The organism is Citrobacter sp. U14242 (genome assembly GCF_046555775.1).
GTDB lineage: Bacteria > Pseudomonadota > Gammaproteobacteria > Enterobacterales > Enterobacteriaceae > Citrobacter.
Genome location: NZ_JBKGLW010000002.1, coordinates 343,260 through 363,666, shown reverse-complemented (window position 1 = coordinate 363,666; position 20,407 = coordinate 343,260). Strand labels below are relative to the sequence as shown.

The 20,407-nt window shown below is 49.9% G+C and carries 19 protein-coding genes and 1 tRNA gene; 12 read left to right on the top strand and 8 right to left on the bottom strand.

What is annotated here, in order from left to right:
- Positions 1–21: 21 nt before the first annotated feature.
- Positions 22–2,802 (top strand): intestinal colonization autotransporter adhesin MisL, encoded by a 2,781-nt coding sequence (gene misL, locus ACLJXE_RS04460; protein WP_410750197.1) that lies wholly within the window; start codon positions 22–24, stop codon positions 2,800–2,802.
- A gap of 115 nt (positions 2,803–2,917) precedes the next feature.
- On the opposite strand, the gene ACLJXE_RS04455 is transcribed toward misL, so the two are convergent.
- The 3 genes from ACLJXE_RS04455 to ACLJXE_RS04445 all read right to left on the bottom strand — a co-directional run bounded on the left by ACLJXE_RS04455 (position 2,918) and on the right by ACLJXE_RS04445 (position 3,955).
- Complete coding sequence (locus ACLJXE_RS04455) at positions 2,918–3,220, bottom strand: type II toxin-antitoxin system RelE/ParE family toxin (protein WP_410750196.1); 303 nt, start codon at positions 3,218–3,220, stop codon at positions 2,918–2,920.
- Between the two features lie 3 nt (positions 3,221–3,223).
- A complete protein-coding gene (locus tag ACLJXE_RS04450; RefSeq protein WP_410750195.1) occupies positions 3,224–3,484 on the bottom strand; it encodes a type II toxin-antitoxin system Phd/YefM family antitoxin in 261 nt (86 codons plus the stop codon).
- 180 nt (positions 3,485–3,664) lie between these two features.
- A complete protein-coding gene (locus tag ACLJXE_RS04445; RefSeq protein WP_410750194.1) occupies positions 3,665–3,955 on the bottom strand; it encodes a SymE family type I addiction module toxin in 291 nt (96 codons plus the stop codon).
- A 136-nt stretch (positions 3,956–4,091) separates the two neighbouring features.
- Between ACLJXE_RS04445 and ACLJXE_RS04440 the strand changes: the two genes are divergently transcribed.
- Complete coding sequence (locus ACLJXE_RS04440) at positions 4,092–4,283, top strand: toxin-antitoxin system HicB family antitoxin (protein WP_003844491.1); 192 nt, start codon at positions 4,092–4,094, stop codon at positions 4,281–4,283.
- Between the two features lie 7 nt (positions 4,284–4,290).
- Here the strand turns inward: ACLJXE_RS04440 and ACLJXE_RS04435 are convergent, their stop codons facing one another.
- Both ACLJXE_RS04435 and ACLJXE_RS04430 read right to left on the bottom strand, forming a co-directional pair.
- Positions 4,291–4,677 (bottom strand): DUF6680 family protein, encoded by a 387-nt coding sequence (locus ACLJXE_RS04435; protein ID WP_410750193.1) that lies wholly within the window; start codon positions 4,675–4,677, stop codon positions 4,291–4,293.
- A 259-nt stretch (positions 4,678–4,936) separates the two neighbouring features.
- Positions 4,937–5,031, bottom strand: a tRNA-Sec gene (locus tag ACLJXE_RS04430).
- Between the two features lie 288 nt (positions 5,032–5,319).
- Between ACLJXE_RS04430 and ACLJXE_RS04425 the strand changes: the two genes are divergently transcribed.
- From ACLJXE_RS04425 to ACLJXE_RS04385, 9 genes are all read left to right on the top strand, one after another.
- A complete protein-coding gene (locus tag ACLJXE_RS04425; RefSeq protein WP_410750192.1) occupies positions 5,320–6,693 on the top strand; it encodes a glycoside-pentoside-hexuronide family transporter in 1,374 nt (457 codons plus the stop codon).
- A gap of 19 nt (positions 6,694–6,712) precedes the next feature.
- A complete protein-coding gene (yicI, locus tag ACLJXE_RS04420; RefSeq protein ID WP_410750191.1) occupies positions 6,713–9,034 on the top strand; it encodes an alpha-xylosidase in 2,322 nt (773 codons plus the stop codon).
- Between the two features lie 333 nt (positions 9,035–9,367).
- Complete coding sequence (locus tag ACLJXE_RS04415) at positions 9,368–10,921, top strand: BglG family transcription antiterminator (RefSeq protein WP_410750190.1); 1,554 nt, start codon at positions 9,368–9,370, stop codon at positions 10,919–10,921.
- Between the two features lie 26 nt (positions 10,922–10,947).
- On the top strand, positions 10,948–11,418 hold the full coding sequence (locus ACLJXE_RS04410) for a PTS sugar transporter subunit IIA (RefSeq protein ID WP_410750189.1): 471 nt from the start codon (positions 10,948–10,950) through the stop codon (positions 11,416–11,418).
- Positions 11,419–11,437: 19 nt separating this feature from the next.
- Positions 11,438–11,758, top strand: a complete 321-nt coding sequence (locus ACLJXE_RS04405; RefSeq protein WP_410750188.1) for a PTS fructose transporter subunit IIB — start codon at positions 11,438–11,440, stop codon at positions 11,756–11,758.
- Positions 11,759–11,784: 26 nt separating this feature from the next.
- Entirely contained in the window at positions 11,785–12,876 is a 1,092-nt protein-coding gene (locus ACLJXE_RS04400) for a PTS fructose transporter subunit IIC (protein ID WP_181509930.1), read from the top strand.
- Positions 12,877–12,887: 11 nt separating this feature from the next.
- Positions 12,888–13,739 carry a class II fructose-bisphosphate aldolase gene (locus tag ACLJXE_RS04395; RefSeq protein WP_410750187.1) on the top strand — a complete coding sequence of 284 codons (852 nt, stop codon included), beginning with the start codon at positions 12,888–12,890 and terminating at the stop codon, positions 13,737–13,739.
- Positions 13,740–13,819: 80 nt separating this feature from the next.
- The gene (locus ACLJXE_RS04390; RefSeq protein ID WP_137382123.1) at positions 13,820–14,680 is read left to right on the top strand and encodes a ketose-bisphosphate aldolase; all 861 of its coding nucleotides are present in this window, start codon (positions 13,820–13,822) and stop codon (positions 14,678–14,680) included.
- Positions 14,681–14,729: 49 nt separating this feature from the next.
- Complete coding sequence (locus ACLJXE_RS04385; RefSeq protein ID WP_410750186.1) at positions 14,730–15,413, top strand: D-lyxose/D-mannose family sugar isomerase; 684 nt, start codon at positions 14,730–14,732, stop codon at positions 15,411–15,413.
- A 10-nt stretch (positions 15,414–15,423) separates the two neighbouring features.
- Here ACLJXE_RS04385 and ACLJXE_RS04380 read toward each other — a convergent pair whose 3' ends face one another.
- A complete protein-coding gene (locus ACLJXE_RS04380) occupies positions 15,424–16,581 on the bottom strand; it encodes an MFS transporter (protein WP_410750185.1) in 1,158 nt (385 codons plus the stop codon).
- Between the two features lie 108 nt (positions 16,582–16,689).
- On the opposite strand from ACLJXE_RS04380, the gene ACLJXE_RS04375 reads away from it, so the two are divergent.
- A complete protein-coding gene (locus ACLJXE_RS04375) occupies positions 16,690–17,448 on the top strand; it encodes a MurR/RpiR family transcriptional regulator (protein WP_410750184.1) in 759 nt (252 codons plus the stop codon).
- Here ACLJXE_RS04375 and ACLJXE_RS04370 read toward each other — a convergent pair.
- Positions 17,432–18,811 (bottom strand): glycoside hydrolase, encoded by a 1,380-nt coding sequence (locus ACLJXE_RS04370; protein ID WP_410750183.1) that lies wholly within the window; start codon positions 18,809–18,811, stop codon positions 17,432–17,434. The two genes, ACLJXE_RS04375 and ACLJXE_RS04370, sit on opposite strands and share 17 nt — an antisense overlap.
- Positions 18,812–18,823: 12 nt before the next feature.
- The gene (locus tag ACLJXE_RS04365; RefSeq protein ID WP_410750182.1) at positions 18,824–20,386 is read right to left on the bottom strand and encodes a PTS transporter subunit EIIC; all 1,563 of its coding nucleotides are present in this window, start codon (positions 20,384–20,386) and stop codon (positions 18,824–18,826) included.
- Between the last annotated feature and the right edge of the window lie 21 nt (positions 20,387–20,407).

Genomic DNA, 20,407 nt, shown 5'->3' with positions numbered 1-20,407 from the left:
GCCCAAAAGCAGGAGGCTATTATGCCAAACCCCAGGTATTACTCACGTATTGCCATAGCGGTGTCTGCCGCGTTATCCACTATGGTATTTTCAACCCACGCGGCCTGGATTGATATTGATAGTTTGCCTTCCAGTGGGCTGGTGAGCAGTCTTTCGCCGGAGTTGCAGGCTTTATTTCCTGCGCAGGCGAATGCCAGTTTCGCTAAAACCAGCGCTACGCCGAATTATGTTTATCAGTGGAGTGCCGGCACTATTCCCGTTTTTGGTCATGGGCTAACGCTCAATGGGCCCGGCGCTGAAGCTTTTGAGCATTCTGTTACCGTTATTCAGAACAGCGCGACGGGTAGTCCGGGCGTTATTTTCGGTGACGACCTGACGATTCGCACGCAGTCAAAGAATGCCGCCAATAACGGTAAAGATGTTGACGGTATCCGTACGCACGGGGCTAACACGCCGGATAACCCGGTCTTTATTATCACCGGGGATCGCACCAGCATTTATGTGGACGGCCAGGATGGTGACGGTATTAACGCCGGTTACAACTCCTATAGTCAGGGTTGGAAAGGCTCGGCCAACATTTATGTCGGCGACGATCTGTATATTCAAACGACCGGTTCCCAGGGGCGTGGTATCACTGCAAACGCGATGAAAGATGCAACGCAGGCAAAAAATACGATTATTGTCGGCGACCGGGCGCACATTGTGACGATCGGTGACAGTTCAGAAGGCCTTCGCACTGGGCAGAGCGGTTCCTCGATCCTGCTTGGCAATGATGCCACTATCGAGACATCTGGTGCCTCCTCAACGGGGATATATGCCGCCTCATCTTCACGAACTGAACTGGGTAATAACGCGACGATTACGGTCAACGGTGTCAGCGCCCATGCGGTCTATTCCACTAACGCGACCGTGAATCTTGGCGAAAACGCAACGATTAACGTGAATAGCTCCACGAAAGCGGCTTCATATAGCAAAGCCCCACGCGGTCTGTATGCCATTTCACGCGGCGCGATAAACCTTGGCGGCGGTGCCGCCATTACCATGGCGGGCGATCACAGCAATGAAAGCTACGCCATCAGCACCGAAACGGGCGGCATCGTCGACGGTTCTACTGGTGGACGATTCCTCATCGACGGCGATCTGCACGCTGCTGGCGCGACTGCAGCGACCAGCACGCTGGCGCAGCAAAACAGTACCATTAAGCTCAACATGACCGATAACTCGTTGTGGAACGGAGCATCCTACATTACCAGCGTTACTGCCGGAACGGGCGTTATCTCGCTACAAATGAGCGATGCGACCTGGAACATGACCCACAGCTCAACGCTTACTGACCTGACGCTGAACGGTGGGTCAGTCGTGAACTTTGGGCATGCCGACGGCGAACCGTGGCAGACGCTGACCATCAATGAAGATTTTACCGGCAACGGTGGCAAACTGGTTTTCAATACGGTTCTGAATGACGATGCCTCCGAAACCGACAAGCTGAAGGTGCTTGGCAACACCACAGGTAATGCTTTTGTGGCAGTGAACAATATTGGCGGGGCCGGGGCACAAACTGTTGAAGGTATTGAGATAATCGACGTTGCGGGCAATTCTGACGCTACCTTTGAGAAGGCGGGCCGTATTGTTGCCGGTGCCTACGACTATAACGTGGTGCAGAAGGGCAGCAACTGGTATCTGACCAGCTTTATTCCTGCTCCGCCGGATCCGGAAGACCCGGACCCCGTCGATCCGCATGACCCTGATCCTGTTGACCCGGACCCGGTCGATCCTGTTGACCCGATTATTCCTGAACCGGAAGAGCCTGTTGCACCTCCTGTCACTGAGCAGCAGTACCGCCCGGAAGCAGGCAGTTATCTGGCGAACAACTATGCCGCTAACACGTTGTTCATGACCCGACTGCACGATCGTCTGGGAGAGACGCAGTACATCGACATGCTGACGGGCGAGAAAAAAGTCACCAGCATGTGGCTACGTAACGTTGGTGCCCATACCCGTTTCAAAGATGGTAGCGGGCAGTTAAAAACCCAAAGCAACAGCTATGTGATGCAGTTGGGGGGCGACCTGGCACAGTGGAGTCGTGATGGTCTTGATCGCTGGCACATTGGCGCGATGGCCGGTTATGCCAACAGCCAGAGCCGCACGCAGTCCAGCCTGACCGGCTACTATTCGCGTGGTCAGGTTACTGGCTACAGCGTAGGTCTGTACGGCACCTGGTATGCCAATGACGCAGACAAAACCGGAACCTACGTGGATACCTGGGCGTTGTACAACTGGTTTGATAACAAAGTGATGGGCCAGGAGCAGGCGACGGAGAAATATAAATCCAGCGGGATAACCGCTTCGATCGAAGCCGGTTATAGCTTCAAACTGGGTGAAAACGAGCGCAACAGTTACTGGCTGCAACCAAAAGCGCAGGTGGTGTGGATGGACGTGCAGGCCGACAACCACCGCGAAGCGAACGGTACCCGCGTGAAAGACAACACTGATGGCAACCTGATGACCCGTTTGGGTGTGAAGGCCTATATCAACGGGCACAACGTCATTGATGACGGTAAATCCCGTGAGTTCCAGCCGTTTGTGGAAGCTAACTGGATCCATAACACGCAGACGACCAGCGTGAAGATGGACGATGTGAGCAACGACATGCGCGGCACGAAGAATATCGGCGAGCTGAAAGTCGGTGTTGAAGGTCAAATCACTCCGCGCCTCAACGTGTGGAGCAACGTGGCCCAACAGATAGGCGACAAAGGCTACAGCGATACCCGCGGTATGCTGGGTGTGAAATATAACTTCTGACGTCATTGCTGATAAAGAAAAAGCCGCTGATTAACCGATCGGCGGCTTTATTTTTTTTGCGGGGAAGCGGTTGGCTGGATAAGTGTTAGCGACATTCGGCAAATAAGGTGGTGGGCTACAAACGTTGTCCCAGATGTTTTGTTGGTACTCGGCTTTGATGTAAAACTGCTAACACAACAATATTTATATTTTGTGCACTGTAGTAAATCATATGGCTAACATAAGAAAAGCTGTAAATATCTTCACCAAAATCATCTGCGCGGTGTTGTCCCATGCCTGGCATTTCAGCTAACTGAGAGAGAACGACCCGCAATTTCTTCAGATAATCCCTGGATTGTTTAGCGCCCCAATTTCTCGATGTGTAATCACGGATTTCAAGAATATCGCGCTGTGCTTCCCCAGTAAGTTTGTAACTCACTTTTTACCCTTTGTGTTGATCCATCAACTCATCAAAAAAAGCATCACCCTCGACAGTATTGCCCAAATGAATATCGTTTTGAGCACGCTGAATTTTGGCCTTCAGTAACTGGAGCTTCATGGCTTCCATTTGTTCATAGTCCTCAATGGAAACGACGACTGCAACAGGCTTACCATTACGGTTAATTTGCACCGGTTCTCGCTGCGCTTTAAGTAGCAGATCGCCAAATTGGGTTTTGGCTTCATTTGCCGTAAGAGTATGCATATTGTCACCATTTCGCATGAATCGTTCGATTCGTTCATTATAGTCGATATCGTTCTGGTGGTCACTATGAGGGGGGGGGGGGGCCCAGCCAGTGGGTATTATGAAAGTAGGCCGGATAAGCGTTAGCGCCATCCGGCACCAGGTAAACCTGTAAGTACCGCTTGCAGGTTCAGCCGTACTTCACTGGAGAGTCGCCAGCGTGCTCCCAATTTTGTTCAGCTTCTGATTTGCCTCTTTCAGCTCATCCTGCAGCCGTTGTTCCTGCTCGCCGTAGACCATCAGGACGATACAACCGTTCATCACTTTTACGGTAATCTGTTGCCCGGTATCAAACCCCGCTTCGCGCAGCCACTTACCGGAAAGAATAATTTTGGGTGTGGATTTGTCGAAAACATTCGGGCGATATCCCACAATTACCGAACGTTCGGTTCCGGATTGGTCGGTGTCTGGGGTAGAATGCGAATCAGCCATAATCAACTCCTTGATAGTTGGTGAGGTTAGCTCTCGTCGGGTACTGCGAATACCGGGCGAGGGCGTTTATAAGTCAGGTCGTCAGATTTAAAGGTACGTACCTGATTGGTGGTATACTGCTCTTGTAGGTACGTACATGTCAACAGCTAAACGCGACCCAAATCAGTCCAAATCTGGCAAAGCACCAACCTTCCAGATTCGTATCACGCCTGAGTTAAAGGCGCAGTTCGAGGCTGCGGCGAAGGCAGAGGGGATGAGTTTGGGGAATTGGCTCAAAACCTTGGGGAGAAATGAATTGCGTAAATTAGGTATTGAGCCAGAAATGTAGGTTAGTTCTATTGAGAATTTTGAGCGTCAGAAGGTTCGGGAAAAGAAACTACATCCATTTTTAATGCTATTTTACCAGAGAATATTGAAGTCAGGCCTTTGCAAATTTTTTGGTTGTCTAAATTCATTTGTCCGTGAGCAACAGGTATATAAATAGCATTCTGCAAATGAACTCGATCAAAATCGTAGCCTATATCTTCAGCCATAACAGAAAGTAAATTCACAAATAGTCTATCGCTAGCCTGATTCCACATCGTGTTACCACTCTCACTTTCTGGACAGTGTGTGCATAAATGAGTGAAATATTCTTTCCAGGCATCAAGGACTTTTTTCTCGGATTTTGTCCTTTTGTTTATACTTCCTTTTATATCACCATAGAATGCTAAGTCGATCATATTCAGTGCTCTAACATGCTCATTGGAAAGGCGAGATGCGGCGATCTTGTTGCCATTAATTTGGTGAATATATTAACTTTTATGTTTCTTTTTTCTGAATGTTATTTGATAAGCTTTTGTACTCTGACTGCGAGCAAAGGACTTAAGAGTGTAGCAAAAATAGTAGCGACAGCTAGTGCCCAACTCATGTCTTTTCCTCAATTCTGAAGGTTATGACAATTGAAATGAAATAAAATCTTTGAGGATGATATGAGCATTTTGGCGGAAGATCACAGGAGTCGAACCTGCCCGGGAACGCTGGCGTCCCCAACTGGATTTGAAGTCCAGCCACCTCACCGGAGATGACGATCTTCCGCGCCTCGATTGCTACATGGAGGCGGGGCGCATTATAGCTACTTCCTGGTGTTTCCACACCCCCTCACGCACTTTTTTAACTTCCCTTTCTCTTTACCATGACCAGTTTCATATAAATCCTCAATAAATCCGTCGGTTACATTTCATCACATTTTTCGACGCTACCTCGATCACAGAAAACAAGAATCGTAATTTGATAACGAGATATCGGAATATTCTCGCTTGCAGGGATGGTTTACAAGGACTGTAACCGGTATCAGTGCGAATGAAAGAGCAAAAGGATGCGCGATGAAAAATGAAACTCTGTCTGTGAAAGAGAAGATTGGCTACGGGATGGGGGATGCGGCGAGCCACATCATCTTCGATAACGTCATGTTATACATGATGTTCTTCTATACCGATATTTTTGGCATTCCTGCTGGTTTTGTCGGCACCATGTTCCTGCTGGCCCGCGCGCTGGATGCTATCTCCGATCCCTGTATGGGACTGCTGGCCGACCGTACCCGGTCACGCTGGGGGAAATTCCGCCCGTGGGTGCTGTTTGGCGCATTGCCGTTTGGCCTGGTTTGCGTGCTCGCCTACAGCACGCCGGATCTTAGCCTGCACGGCAAAATGATTTATGCCGCAATCACCTACACGCTGCTGACCCTGCTCTACACCGTGGTGAATATTCCCTACTGTGCGCTGGGCGGCGTGATTACCAATGACCCAACGCAACGCATCTCCCTTCAGTCATGGCGCTTTGTGCTGGCGACGGCGGGCGGCATGCTCTCCACCGTATTAATGATGCCGCTGGTGAATCTGATTGGCGGCGAAGATAAAGCACTGGGCTTTCAGGGCGGGATTGCCGTGCTCTCTGTCGTGGCGTTCCTGATGCTGGCATTCTGTTTTTTCACCACCAAAGAACGTGTGGAAGCGCCGCCGAGCAGCAACTCAATGCGGGAAGACCTGCGCGATATCTGGCAGAACGACCAATGGCGCATCGTCGGCCTGCTGACCATTCTCAACATCCTTGCTGTCTGCGTACGCGGCGGGGCGATGATGTATTACGTCACCTGGATCCTGGGTACGCCAGAAGTGTTTGTCGCCTTCCTCACCACCTATTGCGTCGGCAATCTTATCGGCTCTGCGCTGGCAAAACCGCTGACTGACTGGACATGCAAAGTCAGCGTCTTCTGGTGGACGAACGCCCTGCTGGCGGTCGTCAGTCTGGCGATGTTCTTTGTGCCAATGCACGCCAACATCACCATGTTCGTCTTTATCTTCGTGATTGGTGTACTGCACCAGCTTGTGACGCCAATTCAGTGGGTAATGATGTCCGACACTGTTGACTACGGCGAGTGGTGCAATGGTAAACGTCTGACGGGCATCAGCTTTGCGGGCACGTTGTTCGTACTCAAGTTGGGCCTGGCGCTCGGCGGTGCTCTGATTGGCTGGATGCTGGCGGGTGGCGGCTACGATGCCGCAGCGAAATCACAAAACAGCGCCACCATTAGCATCATTATTGCACTGTTCACGATTGTCCCGGCGATTTGCTACCTGCTGAGTGCCGTGATTGCCAAACGCTTCTACACCCTGAAAACCCCGTATCTGACGGAGATTATGCACCAACTGGCTCAGGGTGCGCGCCGCAATCAGCAGGATTTCACGACGAAAGAATGACAGAACTAAGGAACCGACGATGAAAATTAGCGATGGAAACTGGCTGATTCAGCCCGGCCTGAATGTGATTAACCCAATCCAGGTGTTTGAGGTTGAGCAGCAAGGTAATGAGATGATTGTCTATGTTGCGCCGCGCGACGTGCGTGAACGTACCTGGCAACTGGATACGCCGCTGTTTACTCTGCGCTTCTTCTCACCGCAGGAAGGCGTGGTGGGCGTGCGTATGGAGCACTTTCAGGGGGCGCTGGATACCGGCCCGCATTACCCGCTGAACGTGCTGCAGGATGTGAAGGTTGAGATGCACAACACCGCCGAATTTGCCGAACTGAAAAGTGGTAACTTGAGCGTGCGCGTCACCAAAGGCGAGTTCTGGTCGCTGGACTTCCTGCGTAACGGCGAGCGTATTACCGGCAGCCAGTTGAAAAATAACGGCTATGTACAGGATACCAACAGCGGGCGCAACTACATGTTCGAGCGCCTGGATCTGGGCGTTGGCGAAACCGTCTACGGTCTGGGTGAACGCTTTACCGCGTTGGTGCGTAACGGGCAAACGGTAGAAACCTGGAACCGCGACGGTGGTACCAGTACTGAACAATCTTACAAGAACATCCCGTTCTATATCACCAACCGTGGCTACGGTGTGCTGGTGAATCATCCGCAGTGCGTGTCGTTTGAAATCGGCTCTGAAAAAGTGTCGAAAGTGCAGTTCAGCGTGGAAAGCGAGTATCTGGAATACTTCGTTATCGACGGCCCGACGCCAAAGGACGTGTTGAACCGTTATACCCAATTCACAGGTCGTCCGGCGTTGCCGCCCGCCTGGTCGTTCGGCCTGTGGCTCACCACCTCGTTTACCACCAATTACGATGAAGCCACGGTGAACAGTTTTATCGACGGTATGGCCGAGCGCAATCTGCCGCTGCACGTTTTCCACTTCGACTGTTTCTGGATGAAGGCTTTCCAGTGGTGCGATTTTGAATGGGATCCGCTGACCTTCCCGGACCCGGAAGGCATGATCCGCCGACTTAAAGCCAAAGGGTTGAAGGTCTGCGTGTGGATAAATCCGTATATCGGCCAGAAATCCCCCATTTTTAATGAGCTGAAAGAGAAAGGTTATCTGCTCAAGCGCCCGGACGGCTCCCTGTGGCAATGGGATAAATGGCAGCCGGGCCTGGCGATTTATGATTTCACTAACCCTGCGGCCTGCGAGTGGTATGCCAACAAGCTGAAAGGCCTTGTGGATATCGGCGTTGACTGCTTCAAGACTGACTTTGGCGAGCGCATCCCAACGGATGTTCAGTGGTTCGACGGCTCCGATCCACAGAAAATGCACAACCATTATGCATACATCTACAACGAACTGGTGTGGAATGTGCTGAAAGAGACTGTCGGTGAAGAAGAGGCCGTACTGTTCGCCCGTTCTGCGTCCGTGGGCGCGCAGCAGTTTCCGGTGCACTGGGGCGGTGACTGCTATGCCAACTACGAATCGATGGCGGAAAGCCTGCGCGGTGGTTTATCCATCGGCATGTCCGGTTTTGGCTTCTGGAGCCACGATATTGGCGGCTTCGAGAATACCGCGCCGACACACGTCTACAAACGCTGGTGCGCGTTCGGGCTGCTCTCCAGCCACAGCCGCCTGCACGGCAGTAAATCCTACCGAGTGCCGTGGGCGTACGACGACGAATCCTGCGATGTGGTGCGCTACTTCACCGAGCAGAAATGCCGTATGATGCCGTACCTGTATCGTGAAGCTGCTCGTGCCAGTGAGTTCGGCACACCGATGATGCGCTCAATGATGCTGGAGTTCCCGGACGATCCGGCGTGTGATTATCTTGACCGTCAGTACATGCTGGGTGACAGCGTGATGGTGGCGCCGGTATTTAGCGAAGCGGGTGATGTGCAGTTCTACCTGCCGGAAGGATGCTGGACGCACCTGTGGCGCAACGATGAGGTGGCGGGTAGCCGCTGGCATAAACAGCAGCACGACTTCCTGAGCCTGCCGGTCTACGTGCGTGAAAACACCCTGCTGGCGCTGGGGTACAATAACCAGAAGCCGGATTACGCGTGGCACGAAGGGACGGCATTCCAGTTGTTCTATCTGCAGGAAGGGCGTGAAGCGCTCTGTGAAGTCCCGGCGGCTGATGGTTCGGTTATCTTCACGCTGAAGGCGGCGCGAGTGGGTAACACTATCACCGTGCAAGGTGTCGGTGAGGCGCGTAACTGGACGCTGTGTCTGCGTAATATTCCGCAGGTTAGCGGTGTGCAGGGCGGTTCATCTGTATGCAGCGCGTGGGGAACGGTGGTTACGCCAGGTGGGAAAGATATGCTGACGATAACCCTATAAGCGCATGTGAACGTGGTGCCGGATGGCGACGCATTGCGTCTTATCCGGCCTGCGATGCGTACAGCGTTCCAGATCTGAAAAGAAAAAATATTCTGACTTAAAATTTTACCTACCCATATTTGCGAGCGCTGTCACTCTAATACCGGAAAAAAATGTGATCTGCGCTGTAAATATCTCACTATTTCCCTTTTTTGTCTTATTTCTGTCCGGAATACAGGACACGATTTAGTATTGTTGCATCATCGTAGTCCTTTTATATTTATCATCACGGATTACACGTGGAGCGTAAACGCTTCTTTAGATATTTAATCTGGTGTGTGATAAGGGTAAATAATGCAAATGATTACCTCGCGACAAAACAGATTATTAAAGTTTCTTCTGTCCCGGAAGGAATATGTCACGCTGCTGAAAATTGCTGAGCATTTATCTGTTTCGGAGAAGACCGTACAACGCGACCTGCGTTTGCTGGAACAGTGGTTGTCGGAATGGAAAATATCCATTGATAAGCGTGCTGGCGCAGGTGTGATATTAAGTGCCGATAATATTACCGATCTTTTATATTTGGACCAGTTATTAGGGACGGAGGGTGATGACGCTGACGGCATGATGAATAACTCACGGCGCGTCAAGATAGCCTCGCAATTATTAAGCGAAACGCCGCATGAAACATCGATCAGTAAATTGTCCGAACGTTATTTTATCAGCAGTGCATCGATAGTTAACGATCTGAAGGTGATTGAATCATGGATTGCCCCGCTGGGTTTATCACTGATTCGCAGTCAGAGCGGAACACACATTGAAGGCAGCGAGAGCGGTGTGCGTCAGGCGATGGCATCGCTGATTAACGGTGTGATAAACCATAATGAACCCGGTAGTGTGATTTATTCACGTCTTGACCCGGGGAGCTATAAAGCGCTAGTCCATTATTTTGGAGAGGAAGACGTTTTATTTGTCCAGACGCTGTTGCAGGAAATGGAGAATGATCTGTGCTGGTCGTTAGGCGAACCGTATTACGTCAATATTTTTACCCATATTCTGATCATGATGTATCGCATCACGCGCGGAAATGCCTTACCGCGAAAAGATGAAAATATCACTTCATGTGATGAGAGTATTTTCTCGAATGCCAGCCACATGATTCAACGTATCGAAAAACGTATAGCCCATTCGCTACCGGAAGACGAAGTCTGGTTTATTTATCAATATATTACCTCGTCTGGCGTCGTGATTGAAGAGCATAACGACGTAAGTGTAATTGGCCATATGCACTCCAGTGATGAAGCACGGTTGATTACCCATCGGCTGATTGCCACCTTCGCTGAAATGGTCGACAGTGATCTCAGTCAGGATAGTGCGCTCTATGACGGGTTACTGATTCATATTAAGCCGCTGATTAACCGGCTTAACTACCAGATCCGCATTCGCAACCCGCTGCTGGAGGATATCAAAGGCGAGCTGCAGGACGTCTGGTGGTTGACCCAGTGCGCGGTGAATCGGGTGTTTAGCGGTTGGGGCGAGCGGGCAGTATCGGAAGATGAGGTGGGATATCTTACCGTCCACTTTCAGGCGGCAATGGAGCGCCAGATGGCGCGTAAGCGTGTGCTGTTGGTCTGCTCGACCGGTATTGGCACTTCCCATTTACTCAAGAGCCGCATTCTGCGTGCCTTTCCGGACTGGACCATTGTTGGCGTGGTGTCGGCAGGTAGTTTGCCCTCTGTGCTGACGGACGATATTGAACTGGTGGTGTCGACCATTAATTTACCTGCCATTGCTATGCCTGTCGTGTATGTCACCGCCTTCTTCAATGATGCGGATATTAAGCGGGTAACGGAAACGGTTATTACTGAAAAATTACATCGGGCGACGTCACTGGTCGTTGAAAATTAATGTCTGAACTCCATGAGGTATGATTGATGGACATCACGAAAATACTCAATACGAATCGCGTTATTTTGGACATGAAGGCGACAAACAAAACGGAGGTGATTGAGGAACTGACGGATATTCTGCAAAAAGATGGTGCTATTAGCTGTCGGGAAACGTTTATTCAGGATGTCTGGCTGCGTGAATCTGAGGGATCAACCGGCTTCGAAAATCATATTGCGATCCCGCACGGAAAATCATCAGCGGTAATCAATACGACGCTGGCTATTGGCCGCACCCGTCAGGATATCCCCTGGGAAACGCTGGATGGCAGCAATGTGCGGTGCATTATTTTGTTTGCCGTCCGTCTTGAAGATCAGAACACCACGCATATTCGTCTGCTCTCGCAGGTTGCCGGTGCGTTGGCGGATGATGACATTATTGAACAACTGTTAGTCGAAAGTAGTCCACAAAAAATTATTGAGCTATTTAGCCAATATGCTGAATCCAATGTCTGCTAAATAAAATGTGGAGCATGTTATGAATATTGTTTGTGTTGCCGCCTGTACGGCGGGTATTGCGCACACCTATATTGCCCGCGAGAAATTAATAAAAGGTGCTAAAGCGCTTGGCCATAATATTAAGGTTGAAACCCAGGGCACTATCGGAACGGAAAATGAATTGCTGGCAGAGGATATTTCATCCGCAGATGTCGTGATTCTCGCCGTAGATGTCAAAATAAAAGGGGAGGAACGATTTTCAAATAAACGCATTGTGCGAGTGAAAACGGAAATCGTCATAAAATCACCGATTCAGTTTCTTGAAAAGGTCGAAAAATCATTAGTTAACACAAACCAGTAGCGATCCTCATTCTGGAGGGGTTTCACATGAGTGAAAATAAAATTCCGCTATCTCAGGAAATAAAAAGACATTTATTAACGGGGATTTCGTGGATGATCCCGTTAATTGTAGCCGCCGGGATCTGTATTGCTCTGGGGCAAATACTTGGCGGCACTAACGTCGGTGAAAAAACAGGGACAATACCCTGGATGCTCAACCAGATAGGCGGTTGGGGGATGGGGCTGATTGTACCGCTGATTAGCGCGGCGATTGCCTACTCCATTGCCGATCGCCCCGGATTTGCGCCGGGTCTGATTGTCGGTTTTGTCTGCGGCGAAATTCATACCGGTTTTATTGGCGGGATGCTGGGCGGGTTTCTGGTCGGTTATACCGTCCTGCTGCTCAAACGCTATATCCGTTTACCGCAGTCGATGCAGGGGCTGATGCCCATCATGGTGCTGCCGGTTCTGAGCACTGTCATTGGCGGCCTGTTGATGATGACGCTGATTGGCAAGCCGATTGCCTGGCTGCAGGACGCGTTAATTCATCTGCTGGAATCCATGCAGGGCGGGTCACGTTTTTTGATGGGCGCTATCCTCGGTGCAATGGCTACCTTCGACTTCGGCGGACCGGTCAATAAAACCATGTCGCTGTTTGCGGATGGCATGCTGGTCAGCGGCGTGTATGGCCCGGAAGCGGTGAAGTTTGTCGGGTCGATGATCCCACCGTTCGGCATTACGCTCTCCTTCCTGCTGACGCGCCACAAGTACACTCGGGCCGAACGTGAGGCGCTGAAAGCGGCATTCCCGATGGGGATCTGCATGATTACCGAAGGCGTTATACCGATTGCGGCGCGCGACCTGCTGCGCGTAGTGGGTTCCTGTGTGGTGGCCTCGGCGGTGGCGGGGGGACTGATTATGGTGTGGGGCGTTGAAAGCCCGGTTCCGCACGGCGGTATGTTTGTGGTCCCGCTCTTTACGCACCCGCTGCTGTTTTGCCTGGCGCTGGGGATCGGCACGGTGATTTGCGGCGTGATGCTCTCACTGTGGAAGAAACCGGTGACTGAGCGTGACGAGGAGTTTGACGAACTCAGCGATCAGAAGCTGAAAGACGAAGAAATCACCTTCACCCTGGAATAACCGGAGGCCGTATGTTTGCTGATATGAAAAGTATGGTGACGAAAGCCTGGCGTGAACAGTACGCGCTGCTGGCTATCAACTGTATGAACCTGGAAAGCGCCCGGGCGGCGGTTCGGGTGGCTGAGAAACACCGCGCGCCCATCATTCTGAATCTGTATCAGGGGCATCTGGGCCATTTTCCTGCGCCGCTAGCAGTTGCGATCGTCAAAACGCTGGCGGAAGAAGCCTCGGTACCGGTCGCGCTGGCACTGGACCACGGTAAAGATCCTGTGCGCATCCGCCAGGCTTTTCGCGCCGGGTTTAGTGGCTTGATGATCGACGCTTCGGCGTTTGCGCTGGAAGAAAATATTCGTCAGACACGTGCAGTTGTTGATCTGGCTGCCAGCGTCTCGCTGTGTGTGGAAGGTGAGTTGGGGCATCTTGCCGATGCTCCACGCTACGACCACGCGACGAACGTTGATTTGATGACCCGGACTGCCGATGTAGAGCCATTTATCCAGCAGACCGGGATCGATTTACTGGCTGTATCGGTCGGCACGGCGCACGGTATGTACGCGCCGGGTGTGACACCGGCGATTGATTTCCAGCGCCTTGAGGAGATTGCCCGTTTATCGACGGTGCCACTGGCGCTACATGGCGGCAGCGGTACGCCGTTTGACCAGCTACAGCGTTGTCCGATGTTTGGCGTCGCCAAAATTAACGTTGGTGCGGCGGTTTTTGAAGCTGGAAAAGCCGCATTGCTACATACCCTGTGTCGTGACAAATCCTGTGAACTTGTTGATGCCCTGGCCCTGATGGAACAGGCCTGCGAAGAAGCCATTATTCCGTATCTGCAGGCCAGCGGCGCTATCGGCAAAGCCTGATTCATTTTCTGTAACGCCTTCTATGCCTCTGCGATGGCGCACTGGCAGGGCTTTCTACACCCTGAAACTGGAGAATTAACATGTTAGTTTCGATGAAAGAATTACTGCAGCCTACTCGTCAGCACGGTTTTGCCATTGGCGCATTCAACGTGGCGGACAGCTGCTTTGTACGTGCAGTGGTCGAAGAGGCGGAAGCAACCAACACCCCGGCGATTATCTCCATTCACCCGAGCGAGCATGATTTTGTCGGTGATGCGTTTTTTAGCTATGTCCGTGATATCACGATGCGTAGCCCAGTACCGTTTACTCTGCATCTGGATCATGGGGCGTCGGTGGAACATGTCCTGCGGGCGATTCAGTGTGGGTTTACTTCGGTGATGATCGACGGTTCGCTGCTGCCCTATGAGGAAAACGTGGCCCTGACACGCGAAGTGGTCAAACTGGCGCATGCGGTAGGTGTCTCGGTTGAGGGAGAGCTGGGAACGATCGGCCAGACCGGAACGTCAGTGGAAGGCGGCGTATCAAAAGTCACTTATACCGATCCTGCTCAGGCGCAGGACTTTATCGCCCGTACCGGAGCCGACACGCTGGCAGTAGCGATTGGTACCGCGCATGGGATCTACCCGAAAGGAATGCAGCCAGAGCTGCAAATGAACATTCTGCGTGATATCGCCGGGCGGCTGGATATCCCGCTGGTGCTGCACGGCGGCTCGGCGAACCCGGATGCGGAGATTGCTGAATCCGTCACGCTGGGCGTGGGTAAAATCAATATTTCCAGTGATATGAAGTACGCCTACTTCCAGAAGGTGCGTGAAATTCTGGCGAAAGAAACCTGGTGGGACCCGAACGTGATTTACCCGGAAGCGATTAGCGCCGCACGGGATGTGATCCGTCATAAAATGAAGCTATTTGGATCTACTGGCAAAGCATCACTTTACTAACGGCATGCAGGCGGGGAAACCCGCCTCTTTCGCGACAAGGAAAAGTGGGATGAAGCGTTCACAAATTAATTATGCCGTTGATAAGGCGCATGCTATTGCCGAGACCTTTCGGGTCTGCTTGCCTGACTTTGCCTGGTTTACGGCTGATGTCTGGCGCCAGCAGGACCGGTCTCTGTGGCGTGAAGTGTGTGATCTCCAGCTGGGTTGGGATGTCACCGATTTTGGTCGCGGTGATTTTGCGCAAACCGGACTCACGCTGCTGACGTTGCGCAATGGCTTGTTGGGTTCAGCAAACTACCCCAAACCGTATGCTGAAAAGATGCTGCAAATTCAGCAGGATCAACAAACGCCATGGCATTTTCACACTCATAAAATGGAAGATATTGTCAATCGCGGCGGCGGTGATTTATGTATGCAACTGGCATGGGCGACGCCCGATGCGCAGTATGACGTGCAGCATATTATTGAGGTAAGTGTGGATGGTCAGCGGCGAACCGTTAAGCCCGGTGAAACGCTGGTGTTGAAACCAGGGCAAGGCATCTGTCTGCCACCCCGTTTGTATCATCGTTTCTGGGCCGAGAAAGCGTTTGTATTGGGCTGGGAAATCTCAATGGTGAATGACGACCAGCACGATAACCACTTTCTTGAGCCGGGCGGTCGTTTCCCGGCCATAGAAGAGGACGAGCCGGTGAAATGGTTGTTGTGCAGTGAATATGATGGGCTACAGGGATAACGAAGCTATATTAAGGCACTGTAGACCGCAGGTTCAACTGTCCCCATAATGCCAGCATAAGATACAGGACTACAGGCAACGCAAAACTGACCCGAAGGCTGATGCTATCAATACAGACAGCCTGTAGCCAGGGGATTACCGCACCACCAATACCCGCCATTACCATTGCGGCTGCGGATATGTTAGCGATAGCTGGGGTTTTGTTGATCGTGTGCCCGAAGATAATTGGATACAGAATTGAATTCCCTAAACCCGTCAGGATCAGTAAGTATCCTCCCGTAACATTATTCAGGCACATCGCTATAATGACGGCGGTTGCGCAGACACAAGAGGCTATTATAAACGGATAATAATTGCCAATCCTGTCGGCAAACATACCGTAAAGAAAACGTCCAGTCAGTGCACCTCCCCAATAAAAAGCGGCCAGCGACATGGCAAACGTTGTGCTCCAGCCGCCAATGGTGATGAGATATTTCACCAGGCTGGTCGCCAGAGTTACTTCGACACCGACATAAATAAAAATAGCTGTCACGCTGAAAAGTAGCCCATTGTTTTTCCATATTTTCTGCAGGTTTGAAGCTGCTTTTTCCGGACGCGGTACGTCCGGCAGCCGTAGAAGAATGACACCCACAATTAGTGCTGCTGAGAAGCACGATAGCCAAAGCCAAAGCGTGCTTATCGGTTCCTCGCGCGCCAGCGTATTAGGGGGAGAAAATTCAAGAAGCAGTGCAACAAGGACCGGCGCCAGAGTAGTGCCAAGAGAGTTTACAGCTGAGGCCAGGCACAAATTACCAATACGTTTTCGGGGAGCGCTGAGCAGCGTCAGGTAAGGACTTGCTACAACTTGCATTGCTGCTACGCCGGTTGCTACGATAAACATCGCCATCAGCGAAAGGATGAATGAATCTTGGCGTATTGCCAGCGTCAGCGCCAGGCATCCCACCGTAGATAGCATTAATGACAGTAACAATACCGCACGGTATCCCCGACGTTCTATCAGCGCTGAGCAGGGTAGGCAGGTGAGAAAGGGAGCAGTGTAAAAAATGACAGTGATTAAAATAGACTGCTGCCAGGATAAGTGAAAGTATTGATAAAAAAAGATAATCAATACGCTGTTAATTGTCGTTATATTCCCCCACAGGAAAAAGACTGTGCCGAGTAATGCCATGTTTTTATTCATGTTAGCTATTTATTGTCAAGTTTGTTATAGAGTGACCTGCTGCACAGGCCTGTTTTTTTTAATAATAAATTTATTCTGCACACACAGGATCAGCGTATGGAACTGGAAAACGTTTTTCGCGATGTCAAACTGAATAAAACCGAGATGACGGTTTTGCGTTTTATTCAAAATAACCCTGAAGAATGTATTCGTGAAGGCATTCGAACGGTAGCAGAACGCTGCTACAGTAATCCTTCTACGTTGGTCAGGTTAGCGAAAAAGCTTAAGTTTAGCGGCTGGCTGGAGCTGGTTTATTTCATTAAATTTAATATTACGTTGCCAAAACTGGACGTCACCAATGATATTGATTTTATGAATATTCAACCTGCCGAAAGTATTGAACCTTTATTAAGACGCTTACAACATGATCGTATCCTTATTCATGGTAGTGGTTTCTCCCAACTAATTGCTCAGTATATTTATAACAAATTCCTGGTGATTGGCGTAAATGCCAGTCTGGCCCTGTGGCCGGACTATGAAATTCTTGAGCAAAAAACATCGGCTAAGTTTGACTCTATCTGGCTTGTATCTAAATCCGGCCGCAGTAGTTCGGCATTGAACTGGGTAAAAGCGCTGGAAGGGAAAAATACCGATCTTATTTGCTTTACCGGCGATTACCAGAGTCCACTGGCTCAAGCCGCCGATACAGCTGTGATTATTCACGACCCCCAAAAATTTGATGATGATATTTACTGGAGTAATCCATTTTTTGGTTATTGCATTCTTGGATTTGAGCATCTCCTTAAGTTATGGTTTATGCAAAACCCAACAGGAGCGCCAACTGACGCCCCTGAGGGGGTTATTTCCAGTCGTTAAAATGCGCTTCGCTGAGATACTCGTGAATGAGTTTTTCTGCCAGGGACCAGGAACCGATTAACGGATGCGCCATTAACGCCCGGATTGCCAGTGACTTATCCTTTTGCATAATGGCTGCAACGGCCAGGCGCTCGTACTCTTTGACGCAGGAGATCATATTTTTCTGTGCGTCCGGTACGTGCTTTGGCGTCACCGGTTTAAGCCCTTCTTTGCTGAGGTCGCAGCTTATTTCGATCACATCATCCGGGCGTAAGAAATCCAGCGTGCCATTGTTTTGTAGCGAGACAACGATACGTTTCGTGGTGCTGCTATTGACGGCTTCGAGGATATCTAAGGCCACCCCTGCATAGCCGCCGGTATCCGGTTCTTCGATGAATTGCTGTAGTGTGAGTGGCTCGCGGGCATTGAATTTTTCCTGATGCGACTCATTCTGCATGTATGTGTTTTCACGGCGTAGATAGTGTTTCATCCAGATATCAAATGCGGCTTCAGGATTTTCTTTTGCATCAACATGTTGTAATTCTTCACGCATTTCATGGTTGATGCGCGCAATCATCTCACCTCGCGTTTCTGGTGAATTTTGAATCGCTTTCAAGGCGACTTCGCGATAGTAGTAGTAATAGAGATATTCATTCAGCAACTGCTTGTCACAAAGCTGCACTAACTCTGGTGAGAAGTATTGCATCGCTGTTTTATTGTACAACTCAGGGTTGTTCACCAGCCTGTCGGTAACCTCTTCACCTTTAACGGTGAAATGGGTAAACCAGGAGAAGTGATTGAGCCCGTAGCATTCGACTTTGAGATCCGCTTCATCGCATTTAAGGATCTCAGGCAGTTCACGAATAAGTTCTGATGGTGCATCACATATGCCGTATACCCGGCGTTTAAACCCGGATTTAATGATAGCCTCGGTTACCAGTCCGGAAGGATTGGTAAAGTTGAAGAGTATGGCATCCGGTGCGGCATGTTCTTCAATCAGATGACAATAGTTCAGTATGGCGGGAATTGAGCGCATCGCCATTGCAAAGCCACCTGCACCGGTTGTTTCCTGACCTAACGTATTATGATTCAGTGCAATACGTTCATCACGTACACGGCTTTCATCGCCACCAACACGCAGTGTTGTAATAATATAATTGGCATCTTGTAATGCTGAATCCGGATCCGTTGTCAGGCGAAAATGAATATCAGGTCGAATTTTTGAAAAAACATAATGGGCGATTTCGCCGAAAATCTTCAAATTCTCTTCTGCGTTATCGAGGAATACGACTTCCTGCAAACCAATACGATGCGCATTATATGCCAGTGATTTAGCCAGGAATGCAGAGCGAACGCCACCCCCACCTAATACAGTTAATTTCATAACAACTCCTGATTAATTATTTGCCAACCAGTTATCTACCCGGGATCGAACTTGTCCAACCTTTACACCATAAATAACCTGAACTTCATTTTGATTACGCACGACACCATTTGCGCCAGTATTCTTTAATAATACTTCGTCGATTTTATCGGGATGATGAAGTACAACACGTAATCGGGTAAAGCAGTTATCAACAGAAACGATATTTTCTTTACCGCCTAAACCTTTAATAATTTCATCTGTTACTGATTGTTCTGTATTTGTTTTCTTATTTCGGTAATCCTCTTTGCTGTAAAGTTTGACTTCACTTTCATCCTCTCGGCCTGGTGTTTTTAAGTTCAGTTTAACGACCAGGGTTCTAAATATTACATAGTAGGTGGCAAACTGGCCGAGTCCGATCAGAACATAGACAGGCCATCGGGTTAGTGAAACTGGCAGCGGTAAGTTATAAATGAGAAATTCAATCAACCCCGATGCTCCCCATGGACGTACGGTAAGCAGGTCACAGATGGCCTGGGATGTGGCGGTCAATGTAGCGTGAATCAACCACAGTAGCGGCGAAATAAATAAGAAGGTAAATTCAATGGGTTCTGTAATTCCTGTCAGAATAGAGGTAATGATGGCAGGTAACAGAATCGCTTTTGCCAGTATTTTCTTCTCAGGTTTTGCTGTGTGGTAGAACGCCAGTGCTGCACCAGAGAGACCGAAGATAGTGGTCATCCCCTGCTGGGAGAAGCGCAGTGCTTCATTCATCACAGGAGTGAGATCCGGATGGCGCATATAGGCCAGAAAAATAGCCTGCGTGCCAGAGACGGTTTGCCCATCAACACTCAGGGTGCCACCTATCTGGGTCAACTGGAATGGCGACCAGACGAAGTGGTGTAACCCTGTAGGAATAAGGAATTTTTCAAAAAATCCGTAAACAAATACGCCAGCGACGCCCGCGTTTTTCATAAAACCCGTTAAAGCGGCGATACCGTGTGTCATGATCGGCCAAAACCATGTAAATGCGATAGCATAAAAAATAATAACGGGAGTCATCATGACCAGCGTTAACTTTGCTCCACCATACATGGATAACGCGCCGGGAAGTTCTATTTCTGAAACTTTATTATGAACCCATGCTATAGTGCAGCCAAGAATAATCCCTAAAAAAATACCCATATCGACAACGACAAAACCTAATAATTGTGTTTGCCCGGTGCCGTAATATTCACCATTGATCTTTTCTGCAATACTGTGAGTATGTTCAAGCCAGGAGTGGTTAGCACCCAAAAACATAATAAAACACATGACTGCAACCAGAGCGACTTCTGTTTTTTTATCTTTCGCGAGGCCATAACTAATACCTACGCAGAAAAGTAATCCAAGATTACCAAATAGTGGCCAGAATGTGTCGCCGAGCAGTTTTCCTATTTGATGTAAAAAAGTAGTTTCAGAAATGAGTGTAGGGTTGGTCAAAACGGAGCTTAATGCCAGAATCAATCCTATTACCGGCAAAAATAAAACGGCCCCAATCATGGCTCTGGAGAATCTTTGCATATCCGCCAGAATACGTTGACGTATTACAGACATGGCTATTCCTTTAATTATGTG

What these genes read in the sequence shown, in the direction of transcription:
- misL (WP_410750197.1), top strand. Translation starts at nt 22, where the DNA reads ATGCCAAACCCCAGGTATTACTCACGTATTGCCATAGCGGTGTCTGCC.
- ACLJXE_RS04450 (WP_410750195.1), bottom strand. Translation starts at nt 3,484, where the DNA reads ATGCATACTCTTACGGCAAATGAAGCCAAAACCCAATTTGGCGATCTG.
- ACLJXE_RS04445 (WP_410750194.1), bottom strand. Translation starts at nt 3,955, where the DNA reads ATGGCTGATTCGCATTCTACCCCAGACACCGACCAATCCGGAACCGAA.
- ACLJXE_RS04440 (WP_003844491.1), top strand. Translation starts at nt 4,092, where the DNA reads ATGTCAACAGCTAAACGCGACCCAAATCAGTCCAAATCTGGCAAAGCA.
- ACLJXE_RS04435 (WP_410750193.1), bottom strand. Translation starts at nt 4,677, where the DNA reads ATGATCGACTTAGCATTCTATGGTGATATAAAAGGAAGTATAAACAAA.
- ACLJXE_RS04425 (WP_410750192.1), top strand. Translation starts at nt 5,320, where the DNA reads ATGAAAAATGAAACTCTGTCTGTGAAAGAGAAGATTGGCTACGGGATG.
- yicI (WP_410750191.1), top strand. Translation starts at nt 6,713, where the DNA reads ATGAAAATTAGCGATGGAAACTGGCTGATTCAGCCCGGCCTGAATGTG.
- ACLJXE_RS04415 (WP_410750190.1), top strand. Translation starts at nt 9,368, where the DNA reads ATGCAAATGATTACCTCGCGACAAAACAGATTATTAAAGTTTCTTCTG.
- ACLJXE_RS04410 (WP_410750189.1), top strand. Translation starts at nt 10,948, where the DNA reads ATGGACATCACGAAAATACTCAATACGAATCGCGTTATTTTGGACATG.
- ACLJXE_RS04405 (WP_410750188.1), top strand. Translation starts at nt 11,438, where the DNA reads ATGAATATTGTTTGTGTTGCCGCCTGTACGGCGGGTATTGCGCACACC.
- ACLJXE_RS04400 (WP_181509930.1), top strand. Translation starts at nt 11,785, where the DNA reads ATGAGTGAAAATAAAATTCCGCTATCTCAGGAAATAAAAAGACATTTA.
- ACLJXE_RS04395 (WP_410750187.1), top strand. Translation starts at nt 12,888, where the DNA reads ATGTTTGCTGATATGAAAAGTATGGTGACGAAAGCCTGGCGTGAACAG.
- ACLJXE_RS04390 (WP_137382123.1), top strand. Translation starts at nt 13,820, where the DNA reads ATGTTAGTTTCGATGAAAGAATTACTGCAGCCTACTCGTCAGCACGGT.
- ACLJXE_RS04385 (WP_410750186.1), top strand. Translation starts at nt 14,730, where the DNA reads ATGAAGCGTTCACAAATTAATTATGCCGTTGATAAGGCGCATGCTATT.
- ACLJXE_RS04380 (WP_410750185.1), bottom strand. Translation starts at nt 16,581, where the DNA reads ATGGCATTACTCGGCACAGTCTTTTTCCTGTGGGGGAATATAACGACA.
- ACLJXE_RS04375 (WP_410750184.1), top strand. Translation starts at nt 16,690, where the DNA reads ATGGAACTGGAAAACGTTTTTCGCGATGTCAAACTGAATAAAACCGAG.
- ACLJXE_RS04370 (WP_410750183.1), bottom strand. Translation starts at nt 18,811, where the DNA reads ATGAAATTAACTGTATTAGGTGGGGGTGGCGTTCGCTCTGCATTCCTG.
- ACLJXE_RS04365 (WP_410750182.1), bottom strand. Translation starts at nt 20,386, where the DNA reads ATGTCTGTAATACGTCAACGTATTCTGGCGGATATGCAAAGATTCTCC.